Annotated in this window: 26 protein-coding genes; 19 read left to right on the top strand and 7 right to left on the bottom strand. The window is 39.0% G+C overall.

All coding sequences use genetic code 11. The annotated features are described in order from the left end of the window. Nucleotides 1-69 precede the first annotated feature (69 nt). The 3 genes from HDE68_RS20060 to HDE68_RS20070 form a co-directional block, all read right to left on the bottom strand. Nucleotides 70-636, bottom strand: coding sequence for an RNA polymerase sigma factor (locus HDE68_RS20060; protein WP_183884013.1), 567 nt, complete (start codon nucleotides 634-636; stop codon nucleotides 70-72). Nucleotides 637-792: 156 nt separating this feature from the next. Then, nucleotides 793-1,311: a hypothetical protein gene (locus HDE68_RS20065; protein WP_183884014.1), complete on the bottom strand. Its 519-nt coding sequence runs from the start codon at nucleotides 1,309-1,311 to the stop codon at nucleotides 793-795. 170 nt (nucleotides 1,312-1,481) lie between these two features. Then, nucleotides 1,482-2,903: an MFS transporter gene (locus tag HDE68_RS20070; protein WP_183884015.1), complete on the bottom strand. Its 1,422-nt coding sequence runs from the start codon at nucleotides 2,901-2,903 to the stop codon at nucleotides 1,482-1,484. 113 nt (nucleotides 2,904-3,016) lie between these two features. Between HDE68_RS20070 and HDE68_RS20075 the strand changes: the two genes are divergently transcribed. The 8 genes from HDE68_RS20075 (at nucleotide 3,017) to HDE68_RS20110 (ending at nucleotide 14,553) form a co-directional block, all read left to right on the top strand. Continuing rightward, on the top strand, nucleotides 3,017-3,394 hold the full coding sequence (locus HDE68_RS20075) for a winged helix-turn-helix transcriptional regulator (RefSeq protein ID WP_183884016.1): 378 nt from the start codon (nucleotides 3,017-3,019) through the stop codon (nucleotides 3,392-3,394). A gap of 71 nt (nucleotides 3,395-3,465) precedes the next feature. Next, nucleotides 3,466-4,719, top strand: coding sequence for an MFS transporter (locus HDE68_RS20080; protein ID WP_183884017.1), 1,254 nt, complete (start codon nucleotides 3,466-3,468; stop codon nucleotides 4,717-4,719). Nucleotides 4,720-4,840: 121 nt separating this feature from the next. Continuing rightward, nucleotides 4,841-6,232 carry a DNA/RNA non-specific endonuclease gene (locus HDE68_RS20085; protein WP_183884018.1) on the top strand — a complete coding sequence of 464 codons (1,392 nt, stop codon included), beginning with the start codon at nucleotides 4,841-4,843 and terminating at the stop codon, nucleotides 6,230-6,232. Nucleotides 6,233-6,390: 158 nt separating this feature from the next. Continuing rightward, entirely contained in the window at nucleotides 6,391-7,545 is a 1,155-nt protein-coding gene (gene dinB / locus HDE68_RS20090) for a DNA polymerase IV (protein ID WP_183884019.1), read from the top strand. A gap of 2 nt (nucleotides 7,546-7,547) precedes the next feature. Further along, nucleotides 7,548-10,493: a DNA polymerase III subunit alpha gene (locus tag HDE68_RS20095; protein WP_183884020.1), complete on the top strand. Its 2,946-nt coding sequence runs from the start codon at nucleotides 7,548-7,550 to the stop codon at nucleotides 10,491-10,493. Nucleotides 10,494-10,551: 58 nt separating this feature from the next. Continuing rightward, nucleotides 10,552-11,229, top strand: coding sequence for a hypothetical protein (locus tag HDE68_RS20100; protein WP_183884021.1), 678 nt, complete (start codon nucleotides 10,552-10,554; stop codon nucleotides 11,227-11,229). Nucleotides 11,230-11,257: 28 nt separating this feature from the next. Then, nucleotides 11,258-13,285: a hypothetical protein gene (locus HDE68_RS20105; protein WP_183884022.1), complete on the top strand. Its 2,028-nt coding sequence runs from the start codon at nucleotides 11,258-11,260 to the stop codon at nucleotides 13,283-13,285. A gap of 2 nt (nucleotides 13,286-13,287) precedes the next feature. Beyond that, nucleotides 13,288-14,553, top strand: a complete 1,266-nt coding sequence (locus tag HDE68_RS20110; RefSeq protein WP_183884023.1) for a hypothetical protein — start codon at nucleotides 13,288-13,290, stop codon at nucleotides 14,551-14,553. Here HDE68_RS20110 and HDE68_RS20115 read toward each other — a convergent pair. Beyond that, nucleotides 14,548-16,014, bottom strand: a complete 1,467-nt coding sequence (locus tag HDE68_RS20115; RefSeq protein ID WP_221300833.1) for a PLP-dependent aminotransferase family protein — start codon at nucleotides 16,012-16,014, stop codon at nucleotides 14,548-14,550. The two genes, HDE68_RS20110 and HDE68_RS20115, sit on opposite strands and share 6 nt — an antisense overlap. 90 nt (nucleotides 16,015-16,104) lie before the next feature. Between HDE68_RS20115 and HDE68_RS20120 the strand changes: the two genes are divergently transcribed. The 10 genes from HDE68_RS20120 to HDE68_RS20165 all read left to right on the top strand — a co-directional run bounded on the left by HDE68_RS20120 (nucleotide 16,105) and on the right by HDE68_RS20165 (nucleotide 23,174). Continuing rightward, nucleotides 16,105-16,575 (top strand): cupin domain-containing protein, encoded by a 471-nt coding sequence (locus tag HDE68_RS20120; RefSeq protein WP_183884024.1) that lies wholly within the window; start codon nucleotides 16,105-16,107, stop codon nucleotides 16,573-16,575. A 57-nt stretch (nucleotides 16,576-16,632) separates the two neighbouring features. Then, on the top strand, nucleotides 16,633-17,526 hold the full coding sequence (locus tag HDE68_RS20125; protein WP_183884025.1) for a dihydrodipicolinate synthase family protein: 894 nt from the start codon (nucleotides 16,633-16,635) through the stop codon (nucleotides 17,524-17,526). A 102-nt stretch (nucleotides 17,527-17,628) separates the two neighbouring features. Further along, complete coding sequence (locus HDE68_RS20130; RefSeq protein ID WP_221300834.1) at nucleotides 17,629-18,177, top strand: NADPH-dependent FMN reductase; 549 nt, start codon at nucleotides 17,629-17,631, stop codon at nucleotides 18,175-18,177. A gap of 291 nt (nucleotides 18,178-18,468) precedes the next feature. Next, entirely contained in the window at nucleotides 18,469-18,738 is a 270-nt protein-coding gene (locus HDE68_RS20135) for a hypothetical protein (protein ID WP_183884027.1), read from the top strand. A gap of 666 nt (nucleotides 18,739-19,404) precedes the next feature. Continuing rightward, nucleotides 19,405-20,211 (top strand): sensor histidine kinase, encoded by an 807-nt coding sequence (locus tag HDE68_RS20140; protein ID WP_183884028.1) that lies wholly within the window; start codon nucleotides 19,405-19,407, stop codon nucleotides 20,209-20,211. Beyond that, the gene (locus HDE68_RS20145; RefSeq protein WP_183884029.1) at nucleotides 20,204-20,851 is read left to right on the top strand and encodes a response regulator transcription factor; all 648 of its coding nucleotides are present in this window, start codon (nucleotides 20,204-20,206) and stop codon (nucleotides 20,849-20,851) included. The genes HDE68_RS20140 and HDE68_RS20145 overlap by 8 nt, the downstream gene beginning before the upstream one ends. 147 nt (nucleotides 20,852-20,998) lie before the next feature. After that, nucleotides 20,999-21,313, top strand: a complete 315-nt coding sequence (locus tag HDE68_RS20150) for a hypothetical protein (RefSeq protein ID WP_183884030.1) — start codon at nucleotides 20,999-21,001, stop codon at nucleotides 21,311-21,313. A 57-nt stretch (nucleotides 21,314-21,370) separates the two neighbouring features. Next, on the top strand, nucleotides 21,371-21,919 hold the full coding sequence (locus HDE68_RS20155; RefSeq protein ID WP_183884031.1) for a hypothetical protein: 549 nt from the start codon (nucleotides 21,371-21,373) through the stop codon (nucleotides 21,917-21,919). A gap of 9 nt (nucleotides 21,920-21,928) precedes the next feature. Further along, nucleotides 21,929-22,747 (top strand): hypothetical protein, encoded by an 819-nt coding sequence (locus HDE68_RS20160; RefSeq protein WP_183884032.1) that lies wholly within the window; start codon nucleotides 21,929-21,931, stop codon nucleotides 22,745-22,747. Nucleotides 22,748-22,763: 16 nt separating this feature from the next. Then, nucleotides 22,764-23,174: a thiol-disulfide oxidoreductase DCC family protein gene (locus HDE68_RS20165; protein ID WP_183884033.1), complete on the top strand. Its 411-nt coding sequence runs from the start codon at nucleotides 22,764-22,766 to the stop codon at nucleotides 23,172-23,174. A 1-nt stretch (nucleotide 23,175) separates the two neighbouring features. On the opposite strand, the gene HDE68_RS20170 is transcribed toward HDE68_RS20165, so the two are convergent. Together HDE68_RS20170 and HDE68_RS20175 are read right to left on the bottom strand one after the other, a co-directional pair. Next, nucleotides 23,176-23,322, bottom strand: a complete 147-nt coding sequence (locus tag HDE68_RS20170; protein WP_183884034.1) for a hypothetical protein — start codon at nucleotides 23,320-23,322, stop codon at nucleotides 23,176-23,178. Between the two features lie 10 nt (nucleotides 23,323-23,332). Continuing rightward, nucleotides 23,333-24,016 (bottom strand): pseudouridine synthase, encoded by a 684-nt coding sequence (locus tag HDE68_RS20175; protein ID WP_183884035.1) that lies wholly within the window; start codon nucleotides 24,014-24,016, stop codon nucleotides 23,333-23,335. A 412-nt stretch (nucleotides 24,017-24,428) separates the two neighbouring features. Between HDE68_RS20175 and HDE68_RS20180 the strand changes: the two genes are divergently transcribed. After that, nucleotides 24,429-25,166, top strand: a complete 738-nt coding sequence (locus HDE68_RS20180) for an NUDIX hydrolase (RefSeq protein ID WP_183884036.1) — start codon at nucleotides 24,429-24,431, stop codon at nucleotides 25,164-25,166. Nucleotides 25,167-25,169: 3 nt separating this feature from the next. On the opposite strand, the gene HDE68_RS20185 is transcribed toward HDE68_RS20180, so the two are convergent. Further along, entirely contained in the window at nucleotides 25,170-26,576 is a 1,407-nt protein-coding gene (locus HDE68_RS20185; protein WP_183884037.1) for an efflux transporter outer membrane subunit, read from the bottom strand. Between the last annotated feature and the right edge of the window lie 28 nt (nucleotides 26,577-26,604).

Here is a 26,604-nt window from a genome sequence, read left to right on the forward strand (position 1 = left end):
GTTAGTGTATATAGGACAATATATATCCGCAAACTCCCTAGTCCATTATGAAATAAAAAAAATAAAGATTTACATCAGGTTAAATTCGACCTTAAGAACTGCTGTAAGTTTTTTTACCGCAGTGACCAGATGAGCGTCCACGGTCTTGGTAGAAATGTTCAGGATATCGGCAGTTTGTTTATAGCTCAATCCATCTTCTTTAATGAGTTTAAAGACTAATTTACAGCGATTTGGCAGCGATTCTGTAGCCTGTTCCAGTTTCTTTTTCAGCTCATCATTGATTAAGATCTGCTCTGGGTTCAGGGTGTCCAGTACAATCTGGACTTCAATATCTTCTAAAAAAATCAGCTCTTTTCTGGCGTGTTTATTTAAAGAATTTAAGCAAAGGTTACGTGCAATTACAAATGCATAAACTTTAATATTTTGTACTTCGGGTAATTTTTTTCTGTTTTTCCACAGGGTAATCATCACATCGTTTGCAACCTCTTCGGCTAGTTCCCTTGACTTTAATAAACAATTGCAAAAACGATACAAAGCAGGAAATAAGCTCTTAAAAAGCTTTTCATAGGCATTTTCACTGTCGTATAGAGCTATATCACAAATCAGGCTGGTTAAGTCTGGAGAAGGTTTAGGCATCAGGATATATTTGGTTAATTCAAATTTAACAATTTAACCATACCATCCAAATCTCAATTCCAAACAACAAAGCCTTATTGCCGGAAATAAAAACTGACTCGTTTTGCTTAATAGCCTGTAAGCTGTAAAAACTTAAAATTTCTTAAGGGCACAAAATTAATTATAGCAAGGCTCAGTAAACTCTTTTTGCTTTGTGTTTTGATCCTTTCTTTGCTGGATACATTCAAAATAATAGAAAAACATAGCCTTTACATCCTGGCTCAGCGGTTGTGTACCATTAATCCATGAAGATAAATTGAGTTTGTCAATTCCTGTATCCTTATGGATATCTTTAAGGGTAGCCCCCAGATTCAGCATTTTATCACTGATCCATTCGGGCTCCACATCATCTACCACAGCAGGTGTATAAGCGATAGGATGAACAGTAACCGGTAAATTCAGAAATCTTCCAAAAAGATCCTGAGTCAATGAAATGAGCATGGGTATTTCGGCATGATTTCCAGAGTTGCATTTCCACTGACGGGTTTTAACCTTTAATGCAGATGATTTGGCGGTAATTATTTCAAAGCTAATATTAAGCTGGTTCAAATATTGTTTAGCACTTTCTTCCAATCTCAACAGATCAATATGCCTTACAATTCCCACTAACTTATAAATATTCTTAATTATCTCCATCTCTTATAATTCGCAAAGGGATTTTAGCCCCTCCTCCCACCGTTAACTATTTTTATTATTTGTTAATGGCAAACTACTTTAATTTTCTCATTTTAGCAAGCATAAAACCGCGCACATTTGATTAACAAATGCATCATCTATTTGTTCTGTAGTTTCTTCAAAAAAAATAATCAGCTTATTTTCACTCCTTTATCCTGATCTGGCAGCAGCCAGAGAAAGAAACTTACCAATAACAACATCCCAATATTCGCAAGGGTAGCCATTTGATAGGCAGCTAAATAAGCCTGAGTGTTTTCGGCCTTTCCTAATTTATAAAAGAAGATCCCGCCTATAATACCTATTCCAAATGCAATTGCAGTTTGCTGAAACGTTGAAAAAGTCCCCGAAGCTGCCCCTGCAAATTTGGTTGGGATACTTTTCAAAGCCATAGTCAGTAAAGAAGGTAATACAGAACCACAGCCGGTACCATAGATAAATAAAACAGGCAATAAAACAACCCGGTTTACAGCACCGGATTTAAAGAAAATAATATGAAAAATCAGTGATACAATCATAATCAGTACACCAGTCTGTAAAACTTTTTTCCCATAAACAGGGATTAATTTGATCGATATCACAGCCGCAGTCACATATCCGGCACCCTGGAAGACAAAGAAAATACCCGTTTCAGAAGAACTGATCCCGAACCCCGTTTGAAATAAGACCGCATTGATCAGAAAATAAGAATCCTGTGCCATAAAATAAAACAAGACGGCACATAATCCAATATTGAAATCTTTATAATTGAACAGGTTCAAATTGATCAGCGGTTCTTTTCCCTTCAAAAGCTTCTTCTTTTGATCATACAGAAAGATAAACAACAAAACAATTGATAATCCCATTGCGATCACACTCCATAATGGCCATCCTAATTCAGCGCCACGGATTAAAGGATAAATCAAGCCAACCAGGCCCAGTGTGAGCAGCAGCACACCAGCATAATCAAATCTGCCGGTTTTTTCGGCAGCAGCAGGTGGATTGTCCTTCAGAAATCTTGCAGCCAGAAAAGCGAATAATAAACCTAATGGCAGGTTAATCAGGAAAATTAAACGCCATCCTGCAACAGAGAAATGCGTATCAGGTAAGATGCCACCTAAAAACTGACCAATTACAGAAGCAGCCCCTGCGATACTCCCATAAATACCCAAAGCTTTAATCCTTTCCTTAGAAGAAGGAAAAAGTACTTGTATATAGGTAATTCCCTGTGGAACCATAAATGCGGCACTGATCCCCTGTAAAAAGCGGGCTGTATTGAGCTGAAAAGCTGTCTGAGCCATACCACAACATAACGAAGCCAGGGTAAATGTGAGCATAGCTATAATAAACACCTTCTTTTTCCCATAATGATCTCCTGCCCTGCCCCCGGTAATCAGAAAGGATGCATAACCAAGAAGATATAAAGCGATAACTAATTGTATATCACCATCTGTTCCCTGAATTCCCTTTTTGATAGATGGAATGGCTACATTAACTATAAAAATATCAATGACAGATAAAAAGATGGATGAAGAGAGGATAATTAATAATATCCATTTAGAGGTTTGTTTGCTCATAGCTATTTTTTATGCGTTTCTTCCCTTTGCTTAACCGATTATGGTTAACTTTACGATCCAAAGATGGGGGTGCTTTTTTTGCGGAACAAGTAGTTTGCCGGACAGTACTAAGTATGGAAAACAATACTAACAATGACCGTCAGGCGGTTATAAAACAAGAAATTTACGGGCAGCCGGAAGATAACTGTTCCATGACAAATGCATGGAAGATTATTGGTGGAAAATGGAAGCTTCTAATCCTGAATGCGATCAGTCAGCAGTGCCCTGCAAGGTTCGGTGAACTGAGAAAAAAGATGCAGGATATTACCCAAACCACACTAACCGCACAATTGCGTGAACTGGAACGTGATGGTATCCTGTCCAGAAAAGTCTATGCAGAATCACCCCCTAAAGTAGAATATCAATTAACCGAATTAGGAAAGACGCTGGTCCCTGTGATGAAGGTCTTGTCAGACTGGGGCGATAATTATTGCCAGGTTACCAAAGGTTAATTTCAACAAACCCAAAGCTCAGAAGGCTTTTAAAAGCCCTGTATTAAATTCTAATCACACGTAAAATCCATATGGATAATTCCAATAAATCATCTGCTACAAAATATTACGTTATTGCCTGGGTTTTCGGCCTCCTTTTTTACTTTCTTGATTATGTGGTAAGATCGGCTCCAGCAGTCATGATCCCCGAATTATCTGCTGTTTTCAATGTATCTACCATTGGTCTGGTATCTATTATCGGCACTTATTATTATACTTATTCTACCTGCAGTCTGATTGCCGGAATAGCACTGGACAGATTTGGTGCCAGATACTCACTCTTTGCCGGTGCATTAATCCTTGGTATTGGTTGTTTACTTTTTATTATTTCGAGCGAATTTGCCGGTAATACAGGCCGTTTACTACAGGGAGCTGGTTGTGCATTTGCTTTTCCAGGCTGTGTTTACCTGGCCAGCAAAGGCTTTTCTCCAAAATCACTGGCTACAGCCATTGGTTTTACCCAGTGTTTAGGGATGCTTGGCGGTTCTGCCGGGCAATTTGTAGTTGGCCCCTGGATAGAAAGAGGAGTTGATCAGAAACTGTTCTGGATTGGGTCCGGAGTTTTAACCATTATAGTCGCTATAGGTTTACTGCTCATTACACCCAACCCTAAAGCAGAACAACAGTCTGCACAACAGCTACATTCAAAAGGCTTTTTAAGTCCTTATAAAGTTGTTTTCTCCAATTTGCAGTCCTGGCTTTGCGGTATTATCTCAGGACTTCTATTTGCCCCTACAACTATTTTTGCCATGACCTGGGGAGTGGCATTTTTTAAAGAAGACAGATCTTTTAGTTTCCACGATGCCACAATAGCCTGTGCAATGGTGCCTATGGGCTGGGTATTTGGCTGCCCTCTTTTAGGTTATCTGACCGATAAAATTGGAAAACGCATCCCTGTGCTGATTGGTGGTGCGGTACTGATGATTTTAAGTCTTTTACAATTGTTGTTTTTGCCAGACCTGGTACCAGCTTATGTAAGTACATTTATGTTAGGTGTTGCATCGGGCGCAGCCATGATCCCCTACTCGATTATCAAAGAATCAAATCCTGACCATGTAAAGGGAAGTGCGACGGGAGCCATAAACTTCATCACCTTTAGTGTAACCACATTACTGAGCCCTTTGTTTAGCCGCTTCTTTGGCAAAACACTAACCGGGGCCGTAGATAAAACCAGTCATTTTCAAGCTGCAGGATTATTCTGGATTGGTGGGATAGTCATTGCGGTTTTAGTCAGTCTGCTGCTTAAAGAAACGGGGAGAAATAAGCGGTTGACCCCCGCTTCTTAAAAGAATTTCTGCCCTTGTTTCTTTTTTTTCATATCAATTGATATTTTTTTAATTAAATAACACTCAAATAATATAGCTTTAATATAGCTTGAGTCTATTTACTTAATTATTAAATCAACCTATGAAATTTAGAAATCTACTATTTGCCGGCTGTTTATCGCTGGCATTTGCATCCTGCTCTAAAGACACGATGCAAGAATCGAACCCTGTAAACCCAATACAGGCAAGTTCCAATCAAAAAGCCAATCAGGCTACCACTACAATCACTGAAGACTTTGAAGCAGGAAGTAAAGCTTCTTATGCTGCCGGCGATGTAACCCTGACTACAGGTTCATGGAATCTGGACGATGCACTGATCGGTTCCACATCAGCAGATGTAAAATCCGGTTCAAAATCGGTACGTATCCGTAACACAGGTACCTTAACCACAAACTTTACACTAAGCAGTCCATCATCAGTATCCGTTAAACATGCTGTCTATGGAACTGACAACTCTTCTAACTGGCAATTATGGGTATCAGCTGATAACGGCAGTACCTATACACAAGTTGGGGCTACAGTGGCTACTTCTTCCAATCAGCTGGCAACCGCAACATTTACGGTAACCAAAACTGGTAACCTTACCTTTCAGATCCGTAAAACCTCGGGTGGCAGTGCACGTATTAACATTGATGATATCAGTTTTATCACCGGTGGTACTCCTCCTACTGATCCGGGTACAGATCCTGGAACTGGCACACCGGGTAGCGGCAACACCGCTGATAACAACAATTTGTTATTAGGAAACCCAACTAATGCACAGCCAAGTATTAATTCAACAGCCAACTACCTGATGGATCAGACTTATTTTACTGAATCTTATAACAGAGATAAAGGTACACCAAACTGGGTATCATGGCATATCAGCAGTACTGACCTGGGCAGCGCTTCGCGTTCTGATAATTTCAGAGCAGATGTTAATTTGCCTTCCGGCTGGTATGCAGTAGGTAACTCAAGTTACTCTGGTTCTGGTTTTGACCGTGGTCATAACTGTCCTTCAGGCGACAGAACTTCAAATAGTACAGCAAACTCAGCTACATTTTTAATGACGAACATGATCCCTCAGGCGCCTAAAAACAATCAGCAAACCTGGGCTAACCTGGAGAACTATACCCGTTCACTGGTAACTGCCGGTAATGAAGTATATATCGTGATGGGCTCTTACGGATCGGGCGGAACAGGTACAAACGGTTATCAGACTACTATTGATGGCGGCCGTGTCAATGTACCTTCCCGTGTATGGAAAGTTATCGTGGTTATTCCTAATGGCAATAACGACCTTTCCCGTATCACGACCTCAACACGTGTAATCGCTGTGAATACCCCTAACGATCAAAGCACAGTAAATGCAGACTGGAAACAATATCTGACTACGGTAAGATCTATTGAAGCAGCTGCAGGAGTTAACATTATGTCTAACGTAAGCCAAAGCATACAGGATGTAATTGAAAACCGTACCGATTCAGGTTCTTAATTTACCTGATAAATATTTTAGAAAAGGAGGATACAGCTATCAGGCTGTTATCCTCCTTTTTTTGTTTAAAAACAGTTTATGTATTACTAATATATTTAGCAAAATATTTGTTATAACTACTATTTTTAACATACATTTGTGTAATACTAAAACAGTTTATGTCCGACAAACACATTATCCACATGGATCAGGACTCCTTCTTCGTCTCTGTAGAAGTGCGTAAAGATCCCACCCTGGCTGGTAAACCTGTAATTATAGGTGGAACTTCTGACCGTGGTGTTGTGGCCTCATGCAGTTATGAAGCCCGTAAATTTGGTGTACATGCAGCTATGTCTTCGCGCATGGCGAAAATGCTTTGTCCGCATGCTATTTTTATCAGAGGAAACATGGATGCTTACTCTGAAGCTTCACATGAAGTCACCGAAATATTAAAATCACGTGTTCCGCTCATTGAGAAAGCAAGTATCGATGAGCATTACATAGATATGACCGGGATGGACCGTTTTCATGGCACCCGTCAATATGCCCATGAACTCCGCCAGACCGTGATCAAAGAAACTGGTCTGCCAATTTCTTTTGGTTTATCAGTCAATAAAACGGTCTCCAAAATGGCTACCAATGAATGTAAGCCCAATGGAGAGCTTGATGTGAAACAACATGAAGTCAAAGATTTCCTTGATCCTTTATCGATCAAAAAGATTCCCGGGCTGGGCGAGAAAACCTTTATGAAGCTCAGCGATATGGGCATCAAGAAGATTTTCACCTTAACACAGATCCATCCTGATCAAATGGTGAGCCTGCTGGGCAAAAATGGGCTTTCCCTCTTGCAAAAAGCCAAAGGGATTGACCAGTCTTTAGTAATCCCCTATCAGGAACAGAAAAGTATAGGCACACAATGCACCTTCAAAGCAGATACCATTGACATAGAAACCATTGGTAACCTGATTACCTCAATGGTCATGGATCTGGGTTTTGAATTGCGGCAGAAAAAGAAAATTGCAGCCTGTATTACAGTTACTATCCGGTATTCCAATTTTGAGGATGTCACTAAACAGGCCACAATTTCCTATACCTCGATGGATGCAGTATTGATCCGGAAAGCAAAAGAACTCTTCAAACAGCTTTATCAGAAAAGAATGCTGATCCGTTTAGTAGGTGTACGGTTGTCTAACCTGGTGAATGGTTTTGAGCAGATCGATCTTTATGAAAATTCACAGGAGCAATATAATTTATGCCAGGCGATGGATAAAATCCGGCAGCGTTTTGGAGGAAAAGCTATTACAATGGCTTCAGTATTAGATTTAAAGCTTTAAACATGTACCTGAATGTCCACTCCCATTACAGTCTTCGCTATGGTACTATAGCTATCCCGGATCTGGTTAAAGAAGCTGCCAGGCAGGGTGTTACTCAAATGGTACTGACCGATCTGAATAATTCTACAGGAGTAATGGAGTTTATGAGGGCCTGCCATGCTCATGGGATCAAACCTGTCGGTGGATTAGAATTCAGAAAAAATAACAAGCTGCTTTATATTGGTATCGCCCAGAATAAAGAAGGCATGAAAGAACTCAATGATTTCCTGACTTTTCATAACCTGAAACAGCGGGAACTGCCCGACCGGCCTCCGGTATTCAAAAACTGCTATGTGCTTTACCCCTATATGGCCAATGAGACGGATCTGGAAGAAAATGAATATATAGGCATACGATCCGATGAATTACACTTTTTATACAAGAAAGACTTAAGCCGTTTTCAACATAAACTGGTGATCTTACAACCCGTTGTATTTATCGGGAAAATCGGATATCGTTTACATGAATACCTGCGCAGCGTTGACTTAAATACGCTGCTTAGTAAAACAAGCACAGCCGATAAATGCAGTCCTGCAGATACCTTTCTCCCTCCCGGTGAACTCGAAAACAGATTCAGTAAATATCCCTTTATACTGGCAAACACAATTAAACTGCTGGATAATTGTGTGATGGATTACCAGCAGGGAAAGATTAAACTGAACCGTAAAACCTTCACCGGGAGTAAAGAAAAAGATAAAGCACTGCTGGAAGAACTGGCCATGAAAGGAATGGCAGAACGTTATGGCGCAGCTCATCAAAAAGCGCTGGAGAAGATAAAATATGAGCTTGAAATTATCCAGGAGATGGATTTCTGCGCCTATTTTCTCATCACCTGGGATATCATTCAGTACTCCACCGCCAAAGGATATTATCATGTAGGACGTGGCTCGGGAGCCAATAGTACGGTAGCTTACTGTATGAGGATCACAGATGTTGACCCACTTGAACTGGATCTTTACTTTGACCGTTTTCTGAACGCCCGGCGTTCCTCACCACCCGATTTTGATATTGATTATTCTTGGGATGAGCGCGAAGATGTACAGCGGTATATCTTTAAAAAATACGGTGCAGAACATACTGCTTTATTAGGTACAATGTCTACGTTCAAAGACCGGTCGGTGATCCGGGAGATCGGTAAAGTAATGGGTTTACCTAAAGCAGAAATTGATAGTTTTACCGATCGTACACAAGATGCGGCCAACCGGGGCAATCCTACTTTCCAAAAAATAATGGCTGTTTCCGAATTGATGAGCAGCATGCCTAACCAGCGGAGTATCCATGCAGGCGGGGTTTTAATTTCTGAAGAGCCGATCACCTATTATACCGCACTCGATTTACCACCTAAAGGCATGGCAACCGTACAGTGGGATATGTACGAAGCAGAGCTGATTGGTTATGATAAATATGATATTCTGAGTCAGCGGGGTATTGGCCATATCAAAGAAGCTGCAAGACTTGTAGAAGAAAACCAGCAGATAAAAATAGATGTCCATCAGGTGAGGGACTTTATGAAAGACCCCTTGCTCAATGCCCGTTTGCAGTCTGGCGATACCATAGGCTGTTTTTATATTGAATCACCAGCTATGAGACAGCTCTTAACCAAGCTGAAATGTAATAATTATCTTACCCTGGTAGCAGCCAGTTCCATTATCCGGCCCGGCGTAGCACAATCTGGTATGATGAAAACCTATATTCAGAATTACCACCAGCCCGAAAGCGTCAGATACCTCCACCCGGTTATGAAAGAGCAAATGCAGGAAACCTATGGTGTAATGGTTTACCAGGAAGATGTGATTAAAGTCTGTATCCATTATGGAGGGATGAATGGCAGTGATGCCGATATATTACGCAGAGGGATGAGTGGTAAATACCGTTCCCGAATGGAATTTGATAAACTGGTAGATAAATTCTTTGAAGGATCAAAAAAACTGGGCCGTGAAGAAGCGGTCACCAGAGAAGTATGGCGTCAGGTTTCTTCTTTTGCAGGTTATAGTTTCTCTAAAGCACATTCTGCCAGTTTTGCTGTAGAAAGTTATCAGAGTTTATATCTGAAAACCTATCATCCAATAGAATTTATGGTGGCCGTACTCAACAATTATGGTGGTTTCTATACCCGCTGGTTATATGTTCATGAACTCCGTAAAGCAGGTGCAACCGTACATTTGCCCTGCGTCAATCACAGTATACCGGTTGTTTCCCTGCGTGGAAAAGATGCCTATCTCGGTTTTATCGGAATCCAGGGGCTTACCCTGAAATTAATGGAAGAAATACCTTTAGAACGCATCCGGAACGGGAACTATCTGGATCTGTATGATTTTGTAAAACGTACCGCTATTAGCCTTGATCAGGCTATTATATTAATCCGTACCGGGGCATTGCGTTTTACCGGACGCAGTAAAAAAGAATTGCTGTGGAATATCCATTCTCTGCTGGGTACTAAAGTGAAATCCTTTGTGCATACCCGGTTATTTGAGACAGAAGCTAAACATTATCAGCTTCCCGAACTCGTCAATACAGAACTGGAAAACGCTTACCATGAACTCGAATTATTAGGTTTTCCACTAAGCCTTTCCTTTTTTGACCTGTTGCAAACCAGTTATCGCGGTGATATCAGGACGAAAGAATTAATCAGTTATGTAGGCCAGACCGTTAAAATGGTTGGTCTTTATGTCTGTGAAAAAACGGTGCATACCAAAAACAATAAAAAGATGTGGTTCGGGACTTTTCTCGATGCAGATGGCAATTTCTTTGATACCACACATTTCTCCAGCTCTGCCCCTGTCTATCCTTTTAGGGGAAGCGGCTGTTACCTGATCCTTGGCAAAGTAGTAGAAGATTTTGGCTTTCCAAGTATAGAAGTCATCAAATTTGCGAAATTACCAATCGCCCCTAATCCTGTATTAGCATAAACCGGATAAAAAATTCTACCTTTAGAAAATATTAAATAATGACCATCCTACCTGTTAAATGCAAAATAAAGCGCTCAGATACCTGTTACTACTGGTAACAGTATGTTGTTTTTCCTCCTGTTTTCAAATCATTGAAGAAATCAATATCGCCGGCAATGGCTCGGGTACAGTAGATCTTACCGTAAACCTGAGTGCAAGCAAAGCTAAAGTTGCCTCTATCATGCTTTTAGATAGTATAAATGGATATAAAGTACCTACCAGGCAAACTATTCAGAAAGAAATGGATGAGCTCGTTGTCCATCTCAAAAACTCCAAAGGAATCAGTAACGTTAAAAAGAAAATAGATTTTCAAAATTACATTGTGAGCGTGAGTTTTGCTTTTGAGAACGTTTCCAATATCAATAACATCAACCAGAGTGTCCTTAAGAAATTGAAAATTAATACGGCTAACAACTCCTCCTATCTTTATAATACGGCCAATAATACGTTTCAACGTAATTATACGCATACCAAAGAAGCTATTATTCAATATAATAAGTTAAAACCGGAGGTCAGAAACATCTTTAAAGAAGCTACTTACACCAGTATTTACAGATTTGAAAAACCAATAGTGACTGCCGAAAACCCATTGGCTAAAATATCAAAAACCAGGAAAGCTATCTTACTGAATACAGACATCCTGGGTTTGATCAATGGTAAAACCAATATATCCAATAAAATTACCCTGTCTAAATAACATCCATTAGCATCTTAACCATTTTCCCATGAATCTTTATAAATATACAATAACTGCTATTTTTTCCATCACAGCCTTAGGGGTCAGCGCACAGGATCTGGTACATCACATTCCTGCCGAAGCAAAAGCCGTTGTCACCTTAAAAGGAGGTAATTTAATTCAGTTAATGTCTGTAAAAGAATTCAATAACACATTTGCAGGAAAAAAGATCACAGAAGAGCTCGCTAAAGCCGCAAAAGGAGATTTAAGAACGATAGAAGATTTCGGCTTTAACTTGTCTTCTACCTTTTATTATTACAACCAAAGCAATGACAGCGTAAGTTATAATTGTTTGCTTGCTCCGGTTAAAAATGCAGCCCAGGTAGATGAATTGTTTAAAAAAGCAGATAAGAAATTCACTTTAAATGATAAATTAAGAGCTTACCATAACTATAACTCTACAGAAGTTGTGTACTGGAATGATGAAATGTTCCTTTTTGTAAAGAGCGCAGGAAAAGAAGCTTATTTTTTAAAACCAGAAGTGAGTAAACGTTTAGGCTTACCTGTAGTCAAAGAGTTTGGGTTGGCTGACACAACAGCTACTGCCAGTCCGGCTTACAATGAGGCTACTGATTATGTGGTAGAAGTAGAATCACCTCCCTATATGGAAGTGCCTCAGCCTGTAAAAAGAAAAAAGACTGTCGTTCGTAAACATAAAAATGGAAAGGTAAAGATCAATCGTCAAAAATATAAAACAGCAAAAAAATACCCGAAAAGAAAGCCGGTAAAGAAAATCGTCATAATTGATGAAGAGCTGCCAAAAGAAGAAAATTATGAAACAGGTGATAGCACAGCCTATGCAGGTACAAACGGTTATATGAAAGAAATTGATACTGCTGTAGTCAATGCAGACCACAGGATCAGAGAAATCAAGGATGCTAAAGTAGAGAGCTGGACCAGAGAAATGGTAGCAGGATTTTTTGCCGGAGACAATCATAAATCGATACTCAGCAATAAAGATTTTGTTAAAAGCAGAGATGAAAAAGCAGAGATCAGTGCATGGATTCCGAGTACGGAACATGCTTTGCTTTCATTTCTTCCTGTTTCTATATTTAAAGGACTTAACGTCTTTAAAGGATATGGAAGCGCCAGCATGAACCTTTATCTGGAAAAAAATGACATCCGAATCGGTTCATCACTGACCTTAAGTGATGAAATGGCCACGGCTTTCGCAAAAATAAATAAGAGAAAAGTAAACAAGAAGTTTCTGAATTATGTTAACGAAGACAAATTTATAGGGTATATGGCCTATGCAATGGACAGTAAGGCCTATCTGGAAGAATACCCAAAACTGATGAATAAAATGTATGGATCAGTTTATAAAGATGAAGTGAGTATGGCTTCAGATCTGTTTAGCCTGTTACTGGACGAAGAAGCTGTAAGTAAAGTGATCAAAGGAGACGGTTTGCTTATTTTTAACGGTTTAACGCAAAAAGAAGTTACCTACAAAACTTACGAGTATAACGAAGATAACTTCGAAAGAGACACCGTAACCAAAACTAAAATGGAAACCAGACCTGATTTTCTGTTCATGCTGTCTACCGGAGATACCCGTTTACTCGATAAATTAATAGCCTACGGGGTAAAGAAAAATGTAGTGAAAGACATGCACAACTATTATGAACTGATTACTCCTAAAAACCCGATGCCCGTTTATTTTGCTATCCACAACGGGATTATCTTTATGGGTTCTGATGGTCAGGAAATCGGGCAGATTGTAAACAACAAATACCAGGGTAAAATTTCTTCCAGACATAAAAACGAAATCCTGAAAAACAACTTTGCTGCTTATTTCAATTCAAAAAGAATGGCAGGGAAAATACCTTACAGTGAATTAGGCAGTCCTCAAAAATTAGAAAAGACAAATAAAATTTTAAATTCATTAGGTGATATCTATATTAAGTCTGCTCCGGTTAAAGGAAACGTTTTTTCGGGCGAAATAAGTATGGATATTCCTGCTAAAGAACAGAATGCTTTAAAATATCTGTTCTCTATCATTGAAGATGTAGAAAAATAATTATGAAGAAGATATTAATAGCAGCAACATCTTTAATCTTATTGTTGCTGCTGGCTGTTTATGGCTTATTCCGGTACAGACAATATAGTTCTTATAAAAACAGGGTTCATCAGCATGCTTCCCTTATTTTTAAGATCAATATAGACGAAATTGTAAAGAAAAGAGGATTAAGTTCTATTAAAAGTGATACCCGTGGTTTCGGGGTACCAGCTAATATCTTCGTTTACACCGTGAGCAATAAATCGGCACATACTTTTTTCTGTTCCCTGCCTGTTACCGATACCTCAGAATTAAAACAATACCTGATCAGGACATTTAAAATCAATCATTTTGAAAAAAACGGGCAGGGAATTGTATGGGGAAATAATGCAGATCAAAGATTAAAAGTAGCTTATAATGCAGAAAATGTAGCGATCTCCTACTCTTTAACCAAAGAGAGCGTAAATGATGTTTTAAATGAGCTGCTCGAAGAGAAAAGCTTTTTAGCAGTTACTGATCCCCGTATTGAGCAATTGAAGGAAGAAGATGCCCCTGTGGTTTACAATTATAAAACCTATTCTGGACAGGCCAGCTTTACTGACCATAGCTTTACCTTAAAAGGCACATTTCCACTGGAAGGCCTGAACGTACCGGATCAATCTTATTGTCCTGCTGATTTAGCTAAAGGACTCAGTATAAATGCCTGGATAAATGCAGACCTCAAAGGTTTACTGAAAGAAGATATTCACTTTAAAAATTACGTACTTAAAAAAGACACTTTATTAAAGTATTACCATGGTTATGCGGCCATAGAATCAGGTAATCTGATTAATCAATACCAGCCTGTGGTTACTTATGAGTATAATGATGAATTTGAAAAAGTAGAACGCATTCAGCAAAAAGAAGTCAAAGTACCTGACATTACCTTATCGCTTAAAGGAAATGCACCTGCATTGCTCAGCTATTTACAAAAACAAGCAGTGATCAGTCCTGATGAACAATTGAACAAAGATCTATTTCCCCTATATGAAGTTTACAGCAATAACAATACAGGACTTTTACAATTAAGCACCAGCGAAGAAAGGATACTTTCTCATAACCAGGCTGCCAGTCCGTATTTCCTGTTTACGGAGATTGACTTTGATAAAATCAGAAAACAGAATCAATTTCCTCTTTTGAATAACTGTATAGGATATTTTAGTAAACTTGAAATCAAAGGCACTAAAAAGGATGCAAAGACGGGGAAAATCGAACTGGAGCTGAAATTCAACAAAGATTTGAAACTATAATTCCTTTGCAATCAGCTTTAAGCCCATTTCCATCTCGTCTTTAGTTAAAGAAGCATAACCCAGTCTCAAGGCATTCAATGCATCAGAATGAAAAGAGAAAGGCTCAGTTGGAATTATGGAAACCCCTTTTTCTAATAAACGGGCAGCCAGCTCAACCGTATTTCTATTTTCGTTAAACCTGATCCAGTAAGCCAGTCCACCTTCGGGTTTCTTAAAAGAAATATGGCTTCCAAGGTACGTATTGAGCATTCCTTCCATATTGTCTCTCCTGTCCTTATAAACAGCATAGGCTTTTTTTGCATGTTTCTTAACAGCCCCCTCTTCCATTAATTCTGCTACTGCATGTTCCATTACATTATCGCCCTGCACATCAATCATCTTTCTTAAGGCAGCCAGTGCTGCTATAAATTTCTGAGAAGCCCTGACATAACCTATTCTTAAAGCAGGAGCCACAATTTTACTCAATGAGCCAATATAAATTACATTTAATGCATTCTGATGGCTGGCTAGCGGGAATAAACTCTTTGAACTAAAATGGAATTCATGGTCATAATCATCTTCAATAATTGCAAAGCCATATTGATTTGAAAGTTCAATCAGTCTTAAACGCCGGTCAATCTTCATACTTACCGTGGTTGGAAACTGATGATGAGGTGTCACATAAACTGCTTTAACCTTAGTTTGAGTACAAAGAACTTCCAGACTATCCACACAAATGCCATTTTCATCTACCGCTACCGGAATCAGTTTTGCCCCTGCACGTTCAAATACCTTCCAGGCAGGTGCATAACCCGGGTTCTCTATCGCAATATGGTCCCCTTTTTCTATCAGAACATTTGCAATCAGGTATAAAGCCATTTGACTGCCCCGGGTGATGCAAAGCTGTCCGGGCTCTACACTGACACCTCTATCGTGGATCAGCATACTTGCAATAGCTTCTCGTATCCTGTCTGTACCCCTTGGATCACCATAGCCCATCATTCTCCATTTGGCATTTTGCTGGAATATCCTTTTATAAGCCCTCATCAGCTCATTCATTGGTGCCAGCCTTACATCTGGCAAACCATCATTGAAAACAACCAGACTGTTCTCCTGTACAAGAGAAGAATTGACCTGCTGTTCACGATAGCTGAAAGGAATACTTTGAACTGCTATAATGGTTTTATGATCCCTGTAAAGCTTTATGTTCTGTGGAAGTTTATCAGAAACAAATGTTCCCTGTTTATAAGCACTGGTTAACCAGCCTTCGGCAATTAAACTATCATAGGCCAGAATAACCGTCTTCCTGTTTAATTTCAGATCGAGCGCCAGTGGTCTGGTTCCAGGCAGTGCCATGCCCGGTTTAAACCGGCCTCTTTTAATTTCTTCAATAATTCCTTTAGCAATCTGACGGTATACGGCCTCATCGCTATCCAAAACGACAGGCAAGATTGTTTTCCAGGGACGTAATATCTGGACCATGTGTTTGTGTAAATTCTGGAGTATTCCTGGGGGTCCAATATAGCCTATTTTTGCCTTATAAATAATTAATCACATTAAATAAATAAGGAAATGGAAAACCAGGAAAAAAGCAAATCAGCATTTACATCAAAAGATTTTCATCAGACTTTCGCCAGACCAACCTTTATCATGCCTGATAAATTAATTCATAGAAATGTGGAGCAGGCTGGTGAACATAATCAGTTCTCGACCGAAAGAAAACATCCTGTTTTCTTTGTGGATCTGCCTACTAAAAATGTAAGTATGACCATCGGGGGGCTGCTTCCGGGGCAGCTAACCAATAAACACAGGCATACTTACGAGACCGTACTTTATGTATTAGAAGGTCAGGGTTACACAGAAGTCGAAGGCGTAAAAGTAGAATGGAAAGCAGGTGACGCGGTCTATATACCAAGCTGGGCGTGGCACTGCCATCAGAATTTAAGTGAAAGCGGGCCGGCAAAATATCTTGCCTGTGAGAACGCACCACAACTGCAAAACCTGGGGGTAGCCTTACGCGAAGAAGAAGGAAGAGATCTTTAAGATAAGGGGCTTTTGAGCCCTTTATTTATCCATTTAAACAATTAAATCAGCATATACATGAGTCAAAATATAATCAAAGGCATTATTGCCTATCCCATTACCCCGTTTAACGCGCAGGAGCAGGTCGATATCAATCTGTTTAAAGTGCTGGTAGAAAGACTGGTAGTCTCAGGTTCACATGGGATTGCACCTTTAGGCAGTACAGGGGTACTGCCTTATTTAACAGACGAAGAAAAAGAAGCGGTTACCGAAGCGACGATTCAACAGGTCGCAGCCAGAGTACCCGTAATTACAGGGGTTTCTGCACTGACTACAGAAAGGACACTTCATCATGCCCGTTTTGCTGAAAAAGCAGGCTCTGCAGCGGTGATGATCCTGCCAATGTCTTATTGGAAATTAACAGATGATGAAATTTTTACGCATTATGAAAAAGTAGCCAATGCCATTTCTATTCCGATCATGGCCTATAATAATCCGGCAACAGGCGGCGTGGATATGTCTCCTGCCCTGCTCAAAAGATTATTGGAAATTCCGAATGTGACCATGATCAAAGAAAGTACGGGTGATTTACAAAGGATGCACTATTTACGCAGAGAATTAGGCGAAGAAGTGGCTTTCTTTAATGGGTCTAATCCAATTGCTTTAGCTGCCTTTGCTGCCGGAGCAACAGGCTGGTGTACGGCAGCGCCAAATTTGATTCCCGAACTGACCACAGATTTATATCATGCTGTTCAGAATAACAATTATGAGCTGGCCAGAGATGTGTTTTATAAACAAGTTGATTTATTGCAGTTTATTGTCAGCAAAGGCCTCCCAAGGGCAATCCAGGCAGGATTAGAACTCACAGGTATACCAGCTGGTTATTTAAGATCACCATTGAAACCATTGGACAAAGCCGATAAAGATCAGTTACAGGTTATCTTAAAGGAATGTTCCCTCTTACAGGTTTAGAAATTATCAGCTTAAAATCAGTAAATACAATGGAGCATAAGAAAGCTCCATTGTATTATTTTGCTTCATTGTATTTGTTATTTCATTCCGTATTATTGCGTGATGGAAGTATTAATCAAAAAGAATATCGTTGCTATTTCAGGAAGCACCAGAAAAGGTTCTACCAATCATTTGCTTATCAATGCAATTAAAGAGTTGACTGCAGATATTTTTAATATGACCTATTTTGAAGGATTAATAGACTTACCGGCATTTAATCCTGATGAAAGTTTTGAGCATACACCCGGTTCAGTACTTTTTTTCAGAGCATTACTCAAAAATGCTGATGGAATATTGATCTGTACACCAGAATATGCACATGGTGTGCCTGGAACATTAAAAAATGCAATTGACTGGACTGTTTCCAGCGCCGAATTTTCGGGTAAACCGACCGTCTTAATCACAGCTGCTACAGAAGGGCAATATGCACACAGCTCATTACTGGAAACTTTAAAAGTTATTGAAGCCAGGAACATTGAAAATCTGCAATTGCTTATCCCCTTTGCTAAATCAAAAATCAATACAGCAGGTGAAATTACAGAAGAGAAAATATTGCGTGAAATTGAAAGTCTGATGATCCGGTTTAAGGATACTATAGCTGTTCAGGACTAAAAACTAAACACTCCTTTTTTTAAATTTTTATAGCCGCAATTACCGTGAGCTGGCAAACCTGTCAGATAGCTATTGCTAATCCGATAAAGGCGATTAAACATAATTAGAGGCTGCTTTAAATTAACAACCGTAAAAATACGTAACCTGAAATATGCGTATTTTTACGCAAGGTAATCCATATTTTTCTATTCTATATTTGGGTCATATTTTACAATAACACACTGGAAACTGCTGTAATTTTAATCAAAAAACAGGGTGTAACCTGTGTGAAATTAAAACCTAAACAATGATATGGAAGAATCTCAAACGCTCAGATTTTATTGGTTAAAGTACGAAGTTAGCGCTATACAGGAGTTAATTCAAAACTCTAATGGAATAGATAGCTTTGTTTTTTCCTATTACTTTCCTAAATCTCCTAAAGAAAGTAAACCACTGCAATTAGTTGCATATGCCCATATGTTAAATCCAGCTCATCCTGACGGTGTGTACAGTAAACATTATGATATTTTATCCGTTTACAATAATCCCAATGAAACCAATCCATCGCCACCTGCTACCTGATTATAGAGAAGCGATGTGATATGCTGCATGTTTTACAGACAATTTTAGACTGGTCAGAAATCTGGGCACTTTTTATTCCAGCTGCCGCCCTGCTTTATATCAAACAACCGGTTATTTTTAAGCCGGTTGTTTTGTATATATGGCTTGCATTGGTGATCAATAAATTGATTGATGTGATCTGGAAATTCAAAACGATACTTCCTGCAAGTCTGAATTCTAATAATTCTTTATATAATCTACACTCTGTATTTACATTCTTTTTGTTCAGTTCATTTTTTATTTACCTTAAACAACCATTTATTTTAAGGATAAAAAAAATTATACCTTTTATATTTCTGTTTTTTGTTATTATTAATTTTACTTTTTATGAAAACTTTTTTTATTATTAGAGATTTAGCAGCCGGTTATTGTCTGTTGAGGCAATTTCTCTCCTTTTCTACTCCCTTAGCTATTTTCTATTTAAGGTTCACGAAAATGTGAACGTGAACATATTCACTGCAGACTTCTGGATTGCCACAGGTCTGGGTTTGTATGTGGCAGTTAATTTTTTTATTTTTCTATTGTACAACGAACTTACGATACATATGATAAATTTTGCTATTAACCTCTGGAACGTCCACAATATATCTTATATCATTTTTAACCTTTTTATGGCTAAAGGATTTTATGAATCTGGTAAATATTGACATCAGACTTTTCGTTGTGGTTAGTATTGCCGCAATGCTGCTGTTGTTCATAAGTTTTCTGTTGATTTTTATATTCACACAACGTAAAAAACTGCACTATCAAAATTCCATTCAGTCCTTAAATGAACATCAGAAAAATCAACTTATAGAAGCTGCAATAAAAAGTGAAGAAACTGAAAGACATCGTATTGCAGATGAGCTGCACGATGAGGTTGGTGCTATTCTCGCTTCTTCAAAATTGCATTTTCATAGTATCAAATTAGGTGCTGGCGAATATAACGAGAGCATTTATAATAAAGCGCGGGAGCTGCTTGACGAAGGCATTAAAAAAGTAAGGAACATATCTCATAGCCTGCACTCAGCAATTTTACAGGAATTTGGCTTAAATGAAGCGATCAGTCATTTTGCAAGTAAAATTGCGCACGAATCTTTGGTTGAGGTAACTACTACAATGGACCCTAAGTATCATTGCCCCATGGAAAATGATATCAGCATTTACCGGATCATTCAAGAATTACTTCATAATATTTTAACCCATGCAAAGGCTACTAAAATCCATATTATATCTGAATATACAAGTCAGAAATACCTATTGAAAATATCTCATAACGGTGATGGACTTACACAACAGCGTTTTGAAGAACTTCGGTTTAAGAGAAATGGTCTGGGTCTTAAAAATATCCAGAACAGAGTCATATTTATCAAGGGAGAACTTCTCTTTTCACAACAGGGTCCTGACTATCATATAGACATTCAGGTTCCTATAAATCAGATAAAAAATGAGTAAAATAAAAGTTGCTATAGCAGATGATTATGCAATTTTCCGCGACGGTTTAAAAGTTGGTCTAAACCTGGATGAAAATATGGAAGTTGTTGCAGAAGCCGGAAATGGAGATGAATTACTGGAAAGACTAGAGCAAATTCCGGCAGATGTAATTCTGATGGATTTAAGGATGCCCGGAATGGATGGTATGGAAGCCACCAGGCAAATCAAAAAGAAATTTGAGCAAACCAAGATTATAGCTGTCACTTTGCACGATGAAGATAGCTTTATCGTGCATCTCATGGAAATTGGGGCAAATGCTTATCTGTTAAAAGATGCCAATCCTCTGGAAATCAGGGAGGCCATTTATGCAGTACATTTACACGGTTATTATTTTAACGACCTGGTCAATAAGGCGCTTTTAAAGAAGTTGATCACTAAAGGGAATTTCAAACCTTCATTCCATCAAAAAGTCGAACTTTCGGAACGTGAGCTTGAAGTATTACAATTAATTTGTGATGAGAAGACAGCCACTGAGATCGGTACGGAAATCTTTTTAAGTCCCCGCTCTGTAGAAGGTATTAAGCAACGTCTCATTGATAAGATAGGTGTGCGCAATACCGCCGGCCTGGTTCTGTTTGCCGTAAAGAACGGGCTGATATAGCTCTCCTGCTGTGCTGAGTATAATTACGTAGTTTTTCTTTAGCGTATATCTACTATGGCTATAATTCTCTGATGTTCCGTTCTTTATGCTGTGCAATGAAGCTTCAACAAATGCACCTAAAAAACAACTTATTTAAAAAATTAAATTATGGCAAAGTTAAAATTATCTCAAGCGGAATTAGCAGCACTTGATGCACTTATCGCAGAGATGCAAGGAGACCACAAAGGCATAGAAGCTGAGGTTGGTGATGTTAAAGCTTTCATTACTGCGGTAGGAAGAGTTGTAGTACAGGCTACAAAAGTTACAGTTAAAGCAACTCCATATGTTACTGACATTGTTGAAGTAGCTACTGCTATTTTAGGAAAAGAAGCACATGATGAAGCTTCAAAAAGCCTTGCATCACATGCTAAAGCAGGTATCAATGTTCAGCAACTGATAGAACTTCGTAAAAAGTTTAATTAATTACTGTTTTAAAGGCGGGCCTGATTGCACCCGCCTTTAGAATTTAATCTTTAAAAAATGGCTTCTCCTACAGACATCAGCACTATTTATGAATCAATAATAGCAAGCATATTGGGCATATGGTTTCTGCTAACTATTTTGTGCCAGTTCAGATACACTAAATTTTCGGGCTATATCAGGCATACGGTTGACGTTTTCGGACTCATTCCACTATGGACATTCTTCGCCCCTAATCCTGGAAAAAGTGATTACCATTTATTATACAGAGATAAAATTGACGAGGATATTCATGGTGATTGGGAAGAAATGGACATCACAGAAGAACGTTCATTATGGTCATGGTGCTGGAATCCGGACAAGAGAGATAAAAAAATACTGGCCGATGTAATCCAGAGCCTGGTTGCCAGTATCCCACATTATAAAGGTGATAAAGGCTATGATCTGCTCATGTTCTCTATGCCTTATTTGATTGTATTGCATGCGGTAAGTCATTGCAAATGTAATTCGGGTTCAGTGCAAAGACAATTTATGCTGGCCGAAACTTCAGGATACCTTAAAGAGACCTCTCCTTCTGTGATCTTATTATCAGTATTCCACCAAATATAAATTTGACATATGACTTCTATTATAGAAACCAATCAGCTCATTCTAATGATTTTAAGTGTTGGGTTATTTATCTCAACCCTAGAGTATATTAAAAAAATACAGATCTTTTCTCCAACAGGGTTACTTTCCTGGAATGTGATGCAGCTGCGCTGGGAGAAAAAAGATCATAATTCATTCTTCAGTCCGATGTTTAAGCTGTTTAATGAAAAAGGTTTAGCTATCATTTTCGGATTAAGATGTCTTATTATTTTGGGTTTGCTATTCTATCCACTCGAAACCACTTATGGCTGGATCCTGGTTGGCCTTTTAGGGTGTAGTCTTTTAGCCAGTTCAATGATCACCTTTTACGGAAGTGATGGTTCCGATCAAATGAATATGCTGATTATTATTACGCTTTTCCTGTGCCATTCCCCCCTGGTTGAAGGTACGCGTCTGGCCACTTTAGGACTTTGGTTTATTGGTTTGCAAACCTGTCTTTCTTATACCGTTGCGGGGATTGCTAAATTAGTATCTAAAGAATGGCGTGCTTCTACTGCGATTAAAGATGTATTTTCTACTAAAACCTATGGTTCCAGATGGGCAGCAGTACTGTTAAAGAAATATCCTGGAATTAACGTTTTCTTATGCTGGAACGTCATGATTATGGAAACCCTGTTTCCGTTGTGCCTGATATTACCTTTCAATTATGCGCTGATTTTTATCATCTGGGGATTTATATTTCATCTTTTAACTGCTATCATCATGGGCTTAAATTCATTTTTCTGGTCTTTTATGGCAGCCTACCCCGCTCTTTTCTATATCAATCATCAAATACAGCATCTTTTCTAAGATTCAACCTAGCGCAATGGTAACCGGGAAAAAAGATATTATACTATTTGACGGAATATGTAATTTCTGCAATAGCTATATCAATTATGTGATCAGTCACGATGAACAGAACAGATTCGTTTTTGCATCTCTGCAGAGTGATGTTGCAAAAGAGTTATCTGTAGTTCATCAAATTGATCTGCAGAATTTAAACAGTATTATAGTCATACACAATCAAAAGATCTTTACCCGGTCTGACGGTATTATCCATATCGGAAAACACCTGAAAAGTAAATGGTCATGGGTTTTGCTGATGATCAGCTTTATTCCGCGTTTTATCAGAAACTATGGATATACACTGATTGCCAGAAGACGATACAGCTGGTTTGGACAAATGGATAGCTGTATGGTTCCCACACAAGAGATCAGGGATAAATTTCTGACCTGAATTAGTTAGCGAAAAACCCTAATATTAACTTGTTCATCAGTGAAATCACTTTATCCACTAATTTTGGATATTCAGTGGCAAAAAGCATCACCATGTCTTCTGCAGTGGCAAAATGTGTAGGATTACCTTTCAAACAAGCTGTCATCATTGGTGAATTATTAAAGTGACCAGCTCATCAGGTCCATTACTCTTTTGAATTCTTCATTTACTGGTGCTTTGAGATGAATATCTTCCTTTGTAACAGGGTGTTTAAATAATAATTCTGAGGCGTGCAGCAACATTGTAGTCATTTCCCACTGTTCTTTGAAGAACTTGTTTTGTTTGTTACAACCATGTTTACGATCCCCTATAATCGGATAAAAGATATGTGCAAAATGTTTGCGGAGCTGATGCATCCTACCGGTTGTAGGCGTAGCTTCTACCAAAGAGTATCTTGATGTAGGATGTTTGCCAAAAGCGATATCAAGCTCTGCCCTTTTAAGGGTGACAAAAGCAGTAAAAGCTTCCTGCATGGTTCCATTTTCTTTGGCTAAAGGATAATCTATCTCTTCGCTGTCAGGGGCATAGCCTCTTACAATGGCCAGATATTTCTTTTGCACTTCACTATTCTGGAATTGCTGATGCATAGCAATCTCCACATCCTTTTCAAAAGCAAATAGCAAAAGGCCTCCGGTTTTACGGTCTAAACGGTGTACTGGACTTACACGTCTGTTTACCTGGTCTCTTAAGAGCTGTAAAGCAAATTCTTTTGCATCTGTTGCAATAGATGAACGGTGTACTAGTAGTCCGTGTGGTTTATTGATCGCAATTAAATGATCATCCTGATATACAATTTCAAGCATTAATTTTTTTCGCGAATATAAGTTTTTATAAATTCTTTGGGAGAGTTTTATAGATTTCCTGATTCAAAAGCCTGCTGTTTCCCTAATTTATGTTTATTACTCCTGTTCTTTAAAAGACGGTTAGCGATCGAAACTGTTTTCATGGGAATGGAGAATAAATATAACAAAATATACAAAAAAGGCGATTAGATTGCCGCTGAAAATGAGGTGTTCTGCCCATTTTTTTAAGCAATATAAAGGTATTTCAAGTGGCACTTTTGTAGAGGTACTGTAGGGGTTGTGTTATCCGGTGAAAAAGAGAAAGCAGAACAGATCATGAATGAAATACTAAAAACTACCGAATTCAAATAAACAACCGCTGACAGGGTTTTTACAGCTGATATTTTTAAACAGATGCTTATATTGCCCTTCAATGGAACTAGATCAGCGAATCATCGAAAAAAGTAAATGGATGTGGGAAAAATGTTTGCCCCACATCTCTGTAGACAGTGTAGTATTCGGTTTCCATGAAAACCAGCTCAAAGTCCTTTTAGTCAAAACCAATTCTGTTCAGAGCTGGTTATTGCCAGGAGGTTACGTCCTGAAAAATGAAAACTTACAGGATGCAGCGCAGCGTGTGCTCTTTGAAAGAACCGGCGCCGAACGTATTTATTTACAGGAATTTGGTGTATTTGGTGCGCTAAACCGTTCCGAAGAATTCTTTGCAGCCTATCAGGATGATCTCTGGTACAAACAGCGTTTCATCTCTGCCGGATTTTACGCTCTTGTTGACTATACCGAAGTAAATGTAACCGCCGATGAATTCAGCGAAAGTTGTGAATGGAGAAGCATTGATGATTTGCCGGAACTGGCGATGGACCATCAATTAATCTATACCAATGCTTTAACCGTATTAAGACAACAGTTAAGTTATAAGCCAATTGGACAAAATCTGCTTCCCGAAAGATTTACTTTACCGGAACTGCAAAAATTATATGAAACTATACTGGGAAAGCCACTGAACAGGGGCAATTTTTATCGCCGTATTATGCGGTTTGACATCCTGGTTAAACATGAAGACCTGCGTAAAGGAGGGGCGCATAAAGCACCCTTCCTTTACAGCTTCGATCCTCTGAAATATCATGAATCCCTGCAGGGATTCGATTGGTAATGGCTATTTCCAGCCACCACCCAGTGCACGGTAAAGATTAACCACAGCCTGCAGTTTCTGCAGATGGTCACTGACACCGCTTAATTGTGCTGCCAGTAAACTCTGTTCTGAGGTTAGTACATCCGTATAATTTGTAGCAGAACTGTAACGCAATAAATCTTGTGTATAGTCAACTGCTTTAACCAGGGCGGCAATCTGTTTAGCTCTGGAATCCTGTTTTTCTACAGCAGTCTCATAAGCATAAAGCGCGTTAGAAACCTCCTGTCCTGCAACCAGCAGACTTTGCTGGAAATTATTCATCGCCTGCAATTGCAACGATTGTGCAGTTTTTAAACGGGCTTTATTCAAACCCTGATTAAAAATAGGCTGTGTCAACCCTCCTACTAAATTATAAAAGATAGAATGATCAAAAAAGTCCTTTAAAGTCAGGTTTGAGAAACCAGCAGAAGCGGTTACAGTTAAACTTGGATAGAAATAAGTCCTGGCTAAATTTGTATTCTCAAAAGCCCCTCTGAAAGCCATTTCAGCTTGTTGTACATCAGGGCGGTTTTGCAATAACTGAGCAGGCACACCAGTTGCTAAAGTTGAAGGAACCGTTTGTGCATCCATCGTACTTCTGTCTATCGTACCAGGGCTTTGGGCCAGCAGGATACTCATTGCATTTTCAGTTTCCCGGATACTTCTTTTCAAATCAGGTATAGTTACTTCAGTTGCATAACGGCTCGCCTCACTTTGTACCACAGCAGCTCCATTCACTACAGCCCCCTCTTTTAAATCCTTCATCGTTGCTACATTGGTAATCCTGCTTTTTAGGGTTTCCTTTGTAATAACCAATTGCTGATCTAAAGCAAGCAAGCTATAATAGTTATTTGCAATATCAGCGATCAACTGCGTCTGAACGGCTTTTTTAGCGGCATCTGTTTCCAGGTATTTTGCTAAAGCTGCACGTTTAGTACTGCTCAGTTTGCCCCAGATATCAGCCTCCCACGAAGTGCTTAAGGATAACTTATAAGTAGTAGTCAGCGTATTGATATCAATTCCCGGAGGAAAATTCAGGCCCGCAGAAGACTGTTTGCTTCTTGTCGCATTGGCATCAGCACTCAAAGTTGGCAAATAAGCCAGTTTAGCCTGTTGTAAGGAAGCTTGTGCCTGCAATATATTCTGAATCGCATTTTTCAGGTTCACATTCTGATCAAGGCCTTTCTGAATCAGCACTTTTAGCTTCTCATCTGTGAAAAGCGTCTGCCATGGCTGTGAAGCCATGGTAGCAGAATCTGTTACATTTTGTCCGCGATACAAACCGTCAGTCTGCATTTTGGGTGTTTCGTAGGTTTTTGTGACCGAGCATGCGCTGAAAAAGGCAGCGGAGACCAGTAAGGCAAAAACCTGTTTGTTATATCTATGGGTCATCTTATTCTGTTCTAAAATTTAAAATCAA

It is taken from the genome of Pedobacter cryoconitis (assembly GCF_014200605.1).
Classification (GTDB): domain Bacteria; phylum Bacteroidota; class Bacteroidia; order Sphingobacteriales; family Sphingobacteriaceae; genus Pedobacter; species Pedobacter cryoconitis_B.

Bases quoted from the DNA above. Each gene is read 5' to 3' on its own strand.
- HDE68_RS20060 (WP_183884013.1), bottom strand. From the start codon at position 636: ATGCCTAAACCTTCTCCAGACTTAACCAGCCTGATTTGTGATATAGCT.
- HDE68_RS20065 (WP_183884014.1), bottom strand. From the start codon at position 1,311: ATGGAGATAATTAAGAATATTTATAAGTTAGTGGGAATTGTAAGGCAT.
- HDE68_RS20070 (WP_183884015.1), bottom strand. From the start codon at position 2,903: ATGAGCAAACAAACCTCTAAATGGATATTATTAATTATCCTCTCTTCA.
- HDE68_RS20075 (WP_183884016.1), top strand. From the start codon at position 3,017: ATGGAAAACAATACTAACAATGACCGTCAGGCGGTTATAAAACAAGAA.
- HDE68_RS20080 (WP_183884017.1), top strand. From the start codon at position 3,466: ATGGATAATTCCAATAAATCATCTGCTACAAAATATTACGTTATTGCC.
- HDE68_RS20085 (WP_183884018.1), top strand. From the start codon at position 4,841: ATGAAATTTAGAAATCTACTATTTGCCGGCTGTTTATCGCTGGCATTT.
- dinB (WP_183884019.1), top strand. From the start codon at position 6,391: ATGTCCGACAAACACATTATCCACATGGATCAGGACTCCTTCTTCGTC.
- HDE68_RS20095 (WP_183884020.1), top strand. From the start codon at position 7,548: ATGTACCTGAATGTCCACTCCCATTACAGTCTTCGCTATGGTACTATA.
- HDE68_RS20100 (WP_183884021.1), top strand. From the start codon at position 10,552: ATGCAAAATAAAGCGCTCAGATACCTGTTACTACTGGTAACAGTATGT.
- HDE68_RS20105 (WP_183884022.1), top strand. From the start codon at position 11,258: ATGAATCTTTATAAATATACAATAACTGCTATTTTTTCCATCACAGCC.
- HDE68_RS20110 (WP_183884023.1), top strand. From the start codon at position 13,288: ATGAAGAAGATATTAATAGCAGCAACATCTTTAATCTTATTGTTGCTG.
- HDE68_RS20115 (WP_221300833.1), bottom strand. From the start codon at position 16,014: ATGGTCCAGATATTACGTCCCTGGAAAACAATCTTGCCTGTCGTTTTG.
- HDE68_RS20120 (WP_183884024.1), top strand. From the start codon at position 16,105: ATGGAAAACCAGGAAAAAAGCAAATCAGCATTTACATCAAAAGATTTT.
- HDE68_RS20125 (WP_183884025.1), top strand. From the start codon at position 16,633: ATGAGTCAAAATATAATCAAAGGCATTATTGCCTATCCCATTACCCCG.
- HDE68_RS20130 (WP_221300834.1), top strand. From the start codon at position 17,629: ATGGAAGTATTAATCAAAAAGAATATCGTTGCTATTTCAGGAAGCACC.
- HDE68_RS20135 (WP_183884027.1), top strand. From the start codon at position 18,469: ATGGAAGAATCTCAAACGCTCAGATTTTATTGGTTAAAGTACGAAGTT.
- HDE68_RS20140 (WP_183884028.1), top strand. From the start codon at position 19,405: ATGAATCTGGTAAATATTGACATCAGACTTTTCGTTGTGGTTAGTATT.
- HDE68_RS20145 (WP_183884029.1), top strand. From the start codon at position 20,204: ATGAGTAAAATAAAAGTTGCTATAGCAGATGATTATGCAATTTTCCGC.
- HDE68_RS20150 (WP_183884030.1), top strand. From the start codon at position 20,999: ATGGCAAAGTTAAAATTATCTCAAGCGGAATTAGCAGCACTTGATGCA.
- HDE68_RS20155 (WP_183884031.1), top strand. From the start codon at position 21,371: ATGGCTTCTCCTACAGACATCAGCACTATTTATGAATCAATAATAGCA.
- HDE68_RS20160 (WP_183884032.1), top strand. From the start codon at position 21,929: ATGACTTCTATTATAGAAACCAATCAGCTCATTCTAATGATTTTAAGT.
- HDE68_RS20165 (WP_183884033.1), top strand. From the start codon at position 22,764: ATGGTAACCGGGAAAAAAGATATTATACTATTTGACGGAATATGTAAT.
- HDE68_RS20170 (WP_183884034.1), bottom strand. From the start codon at position 23,322: ATGATGACAGCTTGTTTGAAAGGTAATCCTACACATTTTGCCACTGCA.
- HDE68_RS20175 (WP_183884035.1), bottom strand. From the start codon at position 24,016: ATGCTTGAAATTGTATATCAGGATGATCATTTAATTGCGATCAATAAA.
- HDE68_RS20180 (WP_183884036.1), top strand. From the start codon at position 24,429: ATGGAACTAGATCAGCGAATCATCGAAAAAAGTAAATGGATGTGGGAA.
- HDE68_RS20185 (WP_183884037.1), bottom strand. From the start codon at position 26,576: ATGACCCATAGATATAACAAACAGGTTTTTGCCTTACTGGTCTCCGCT.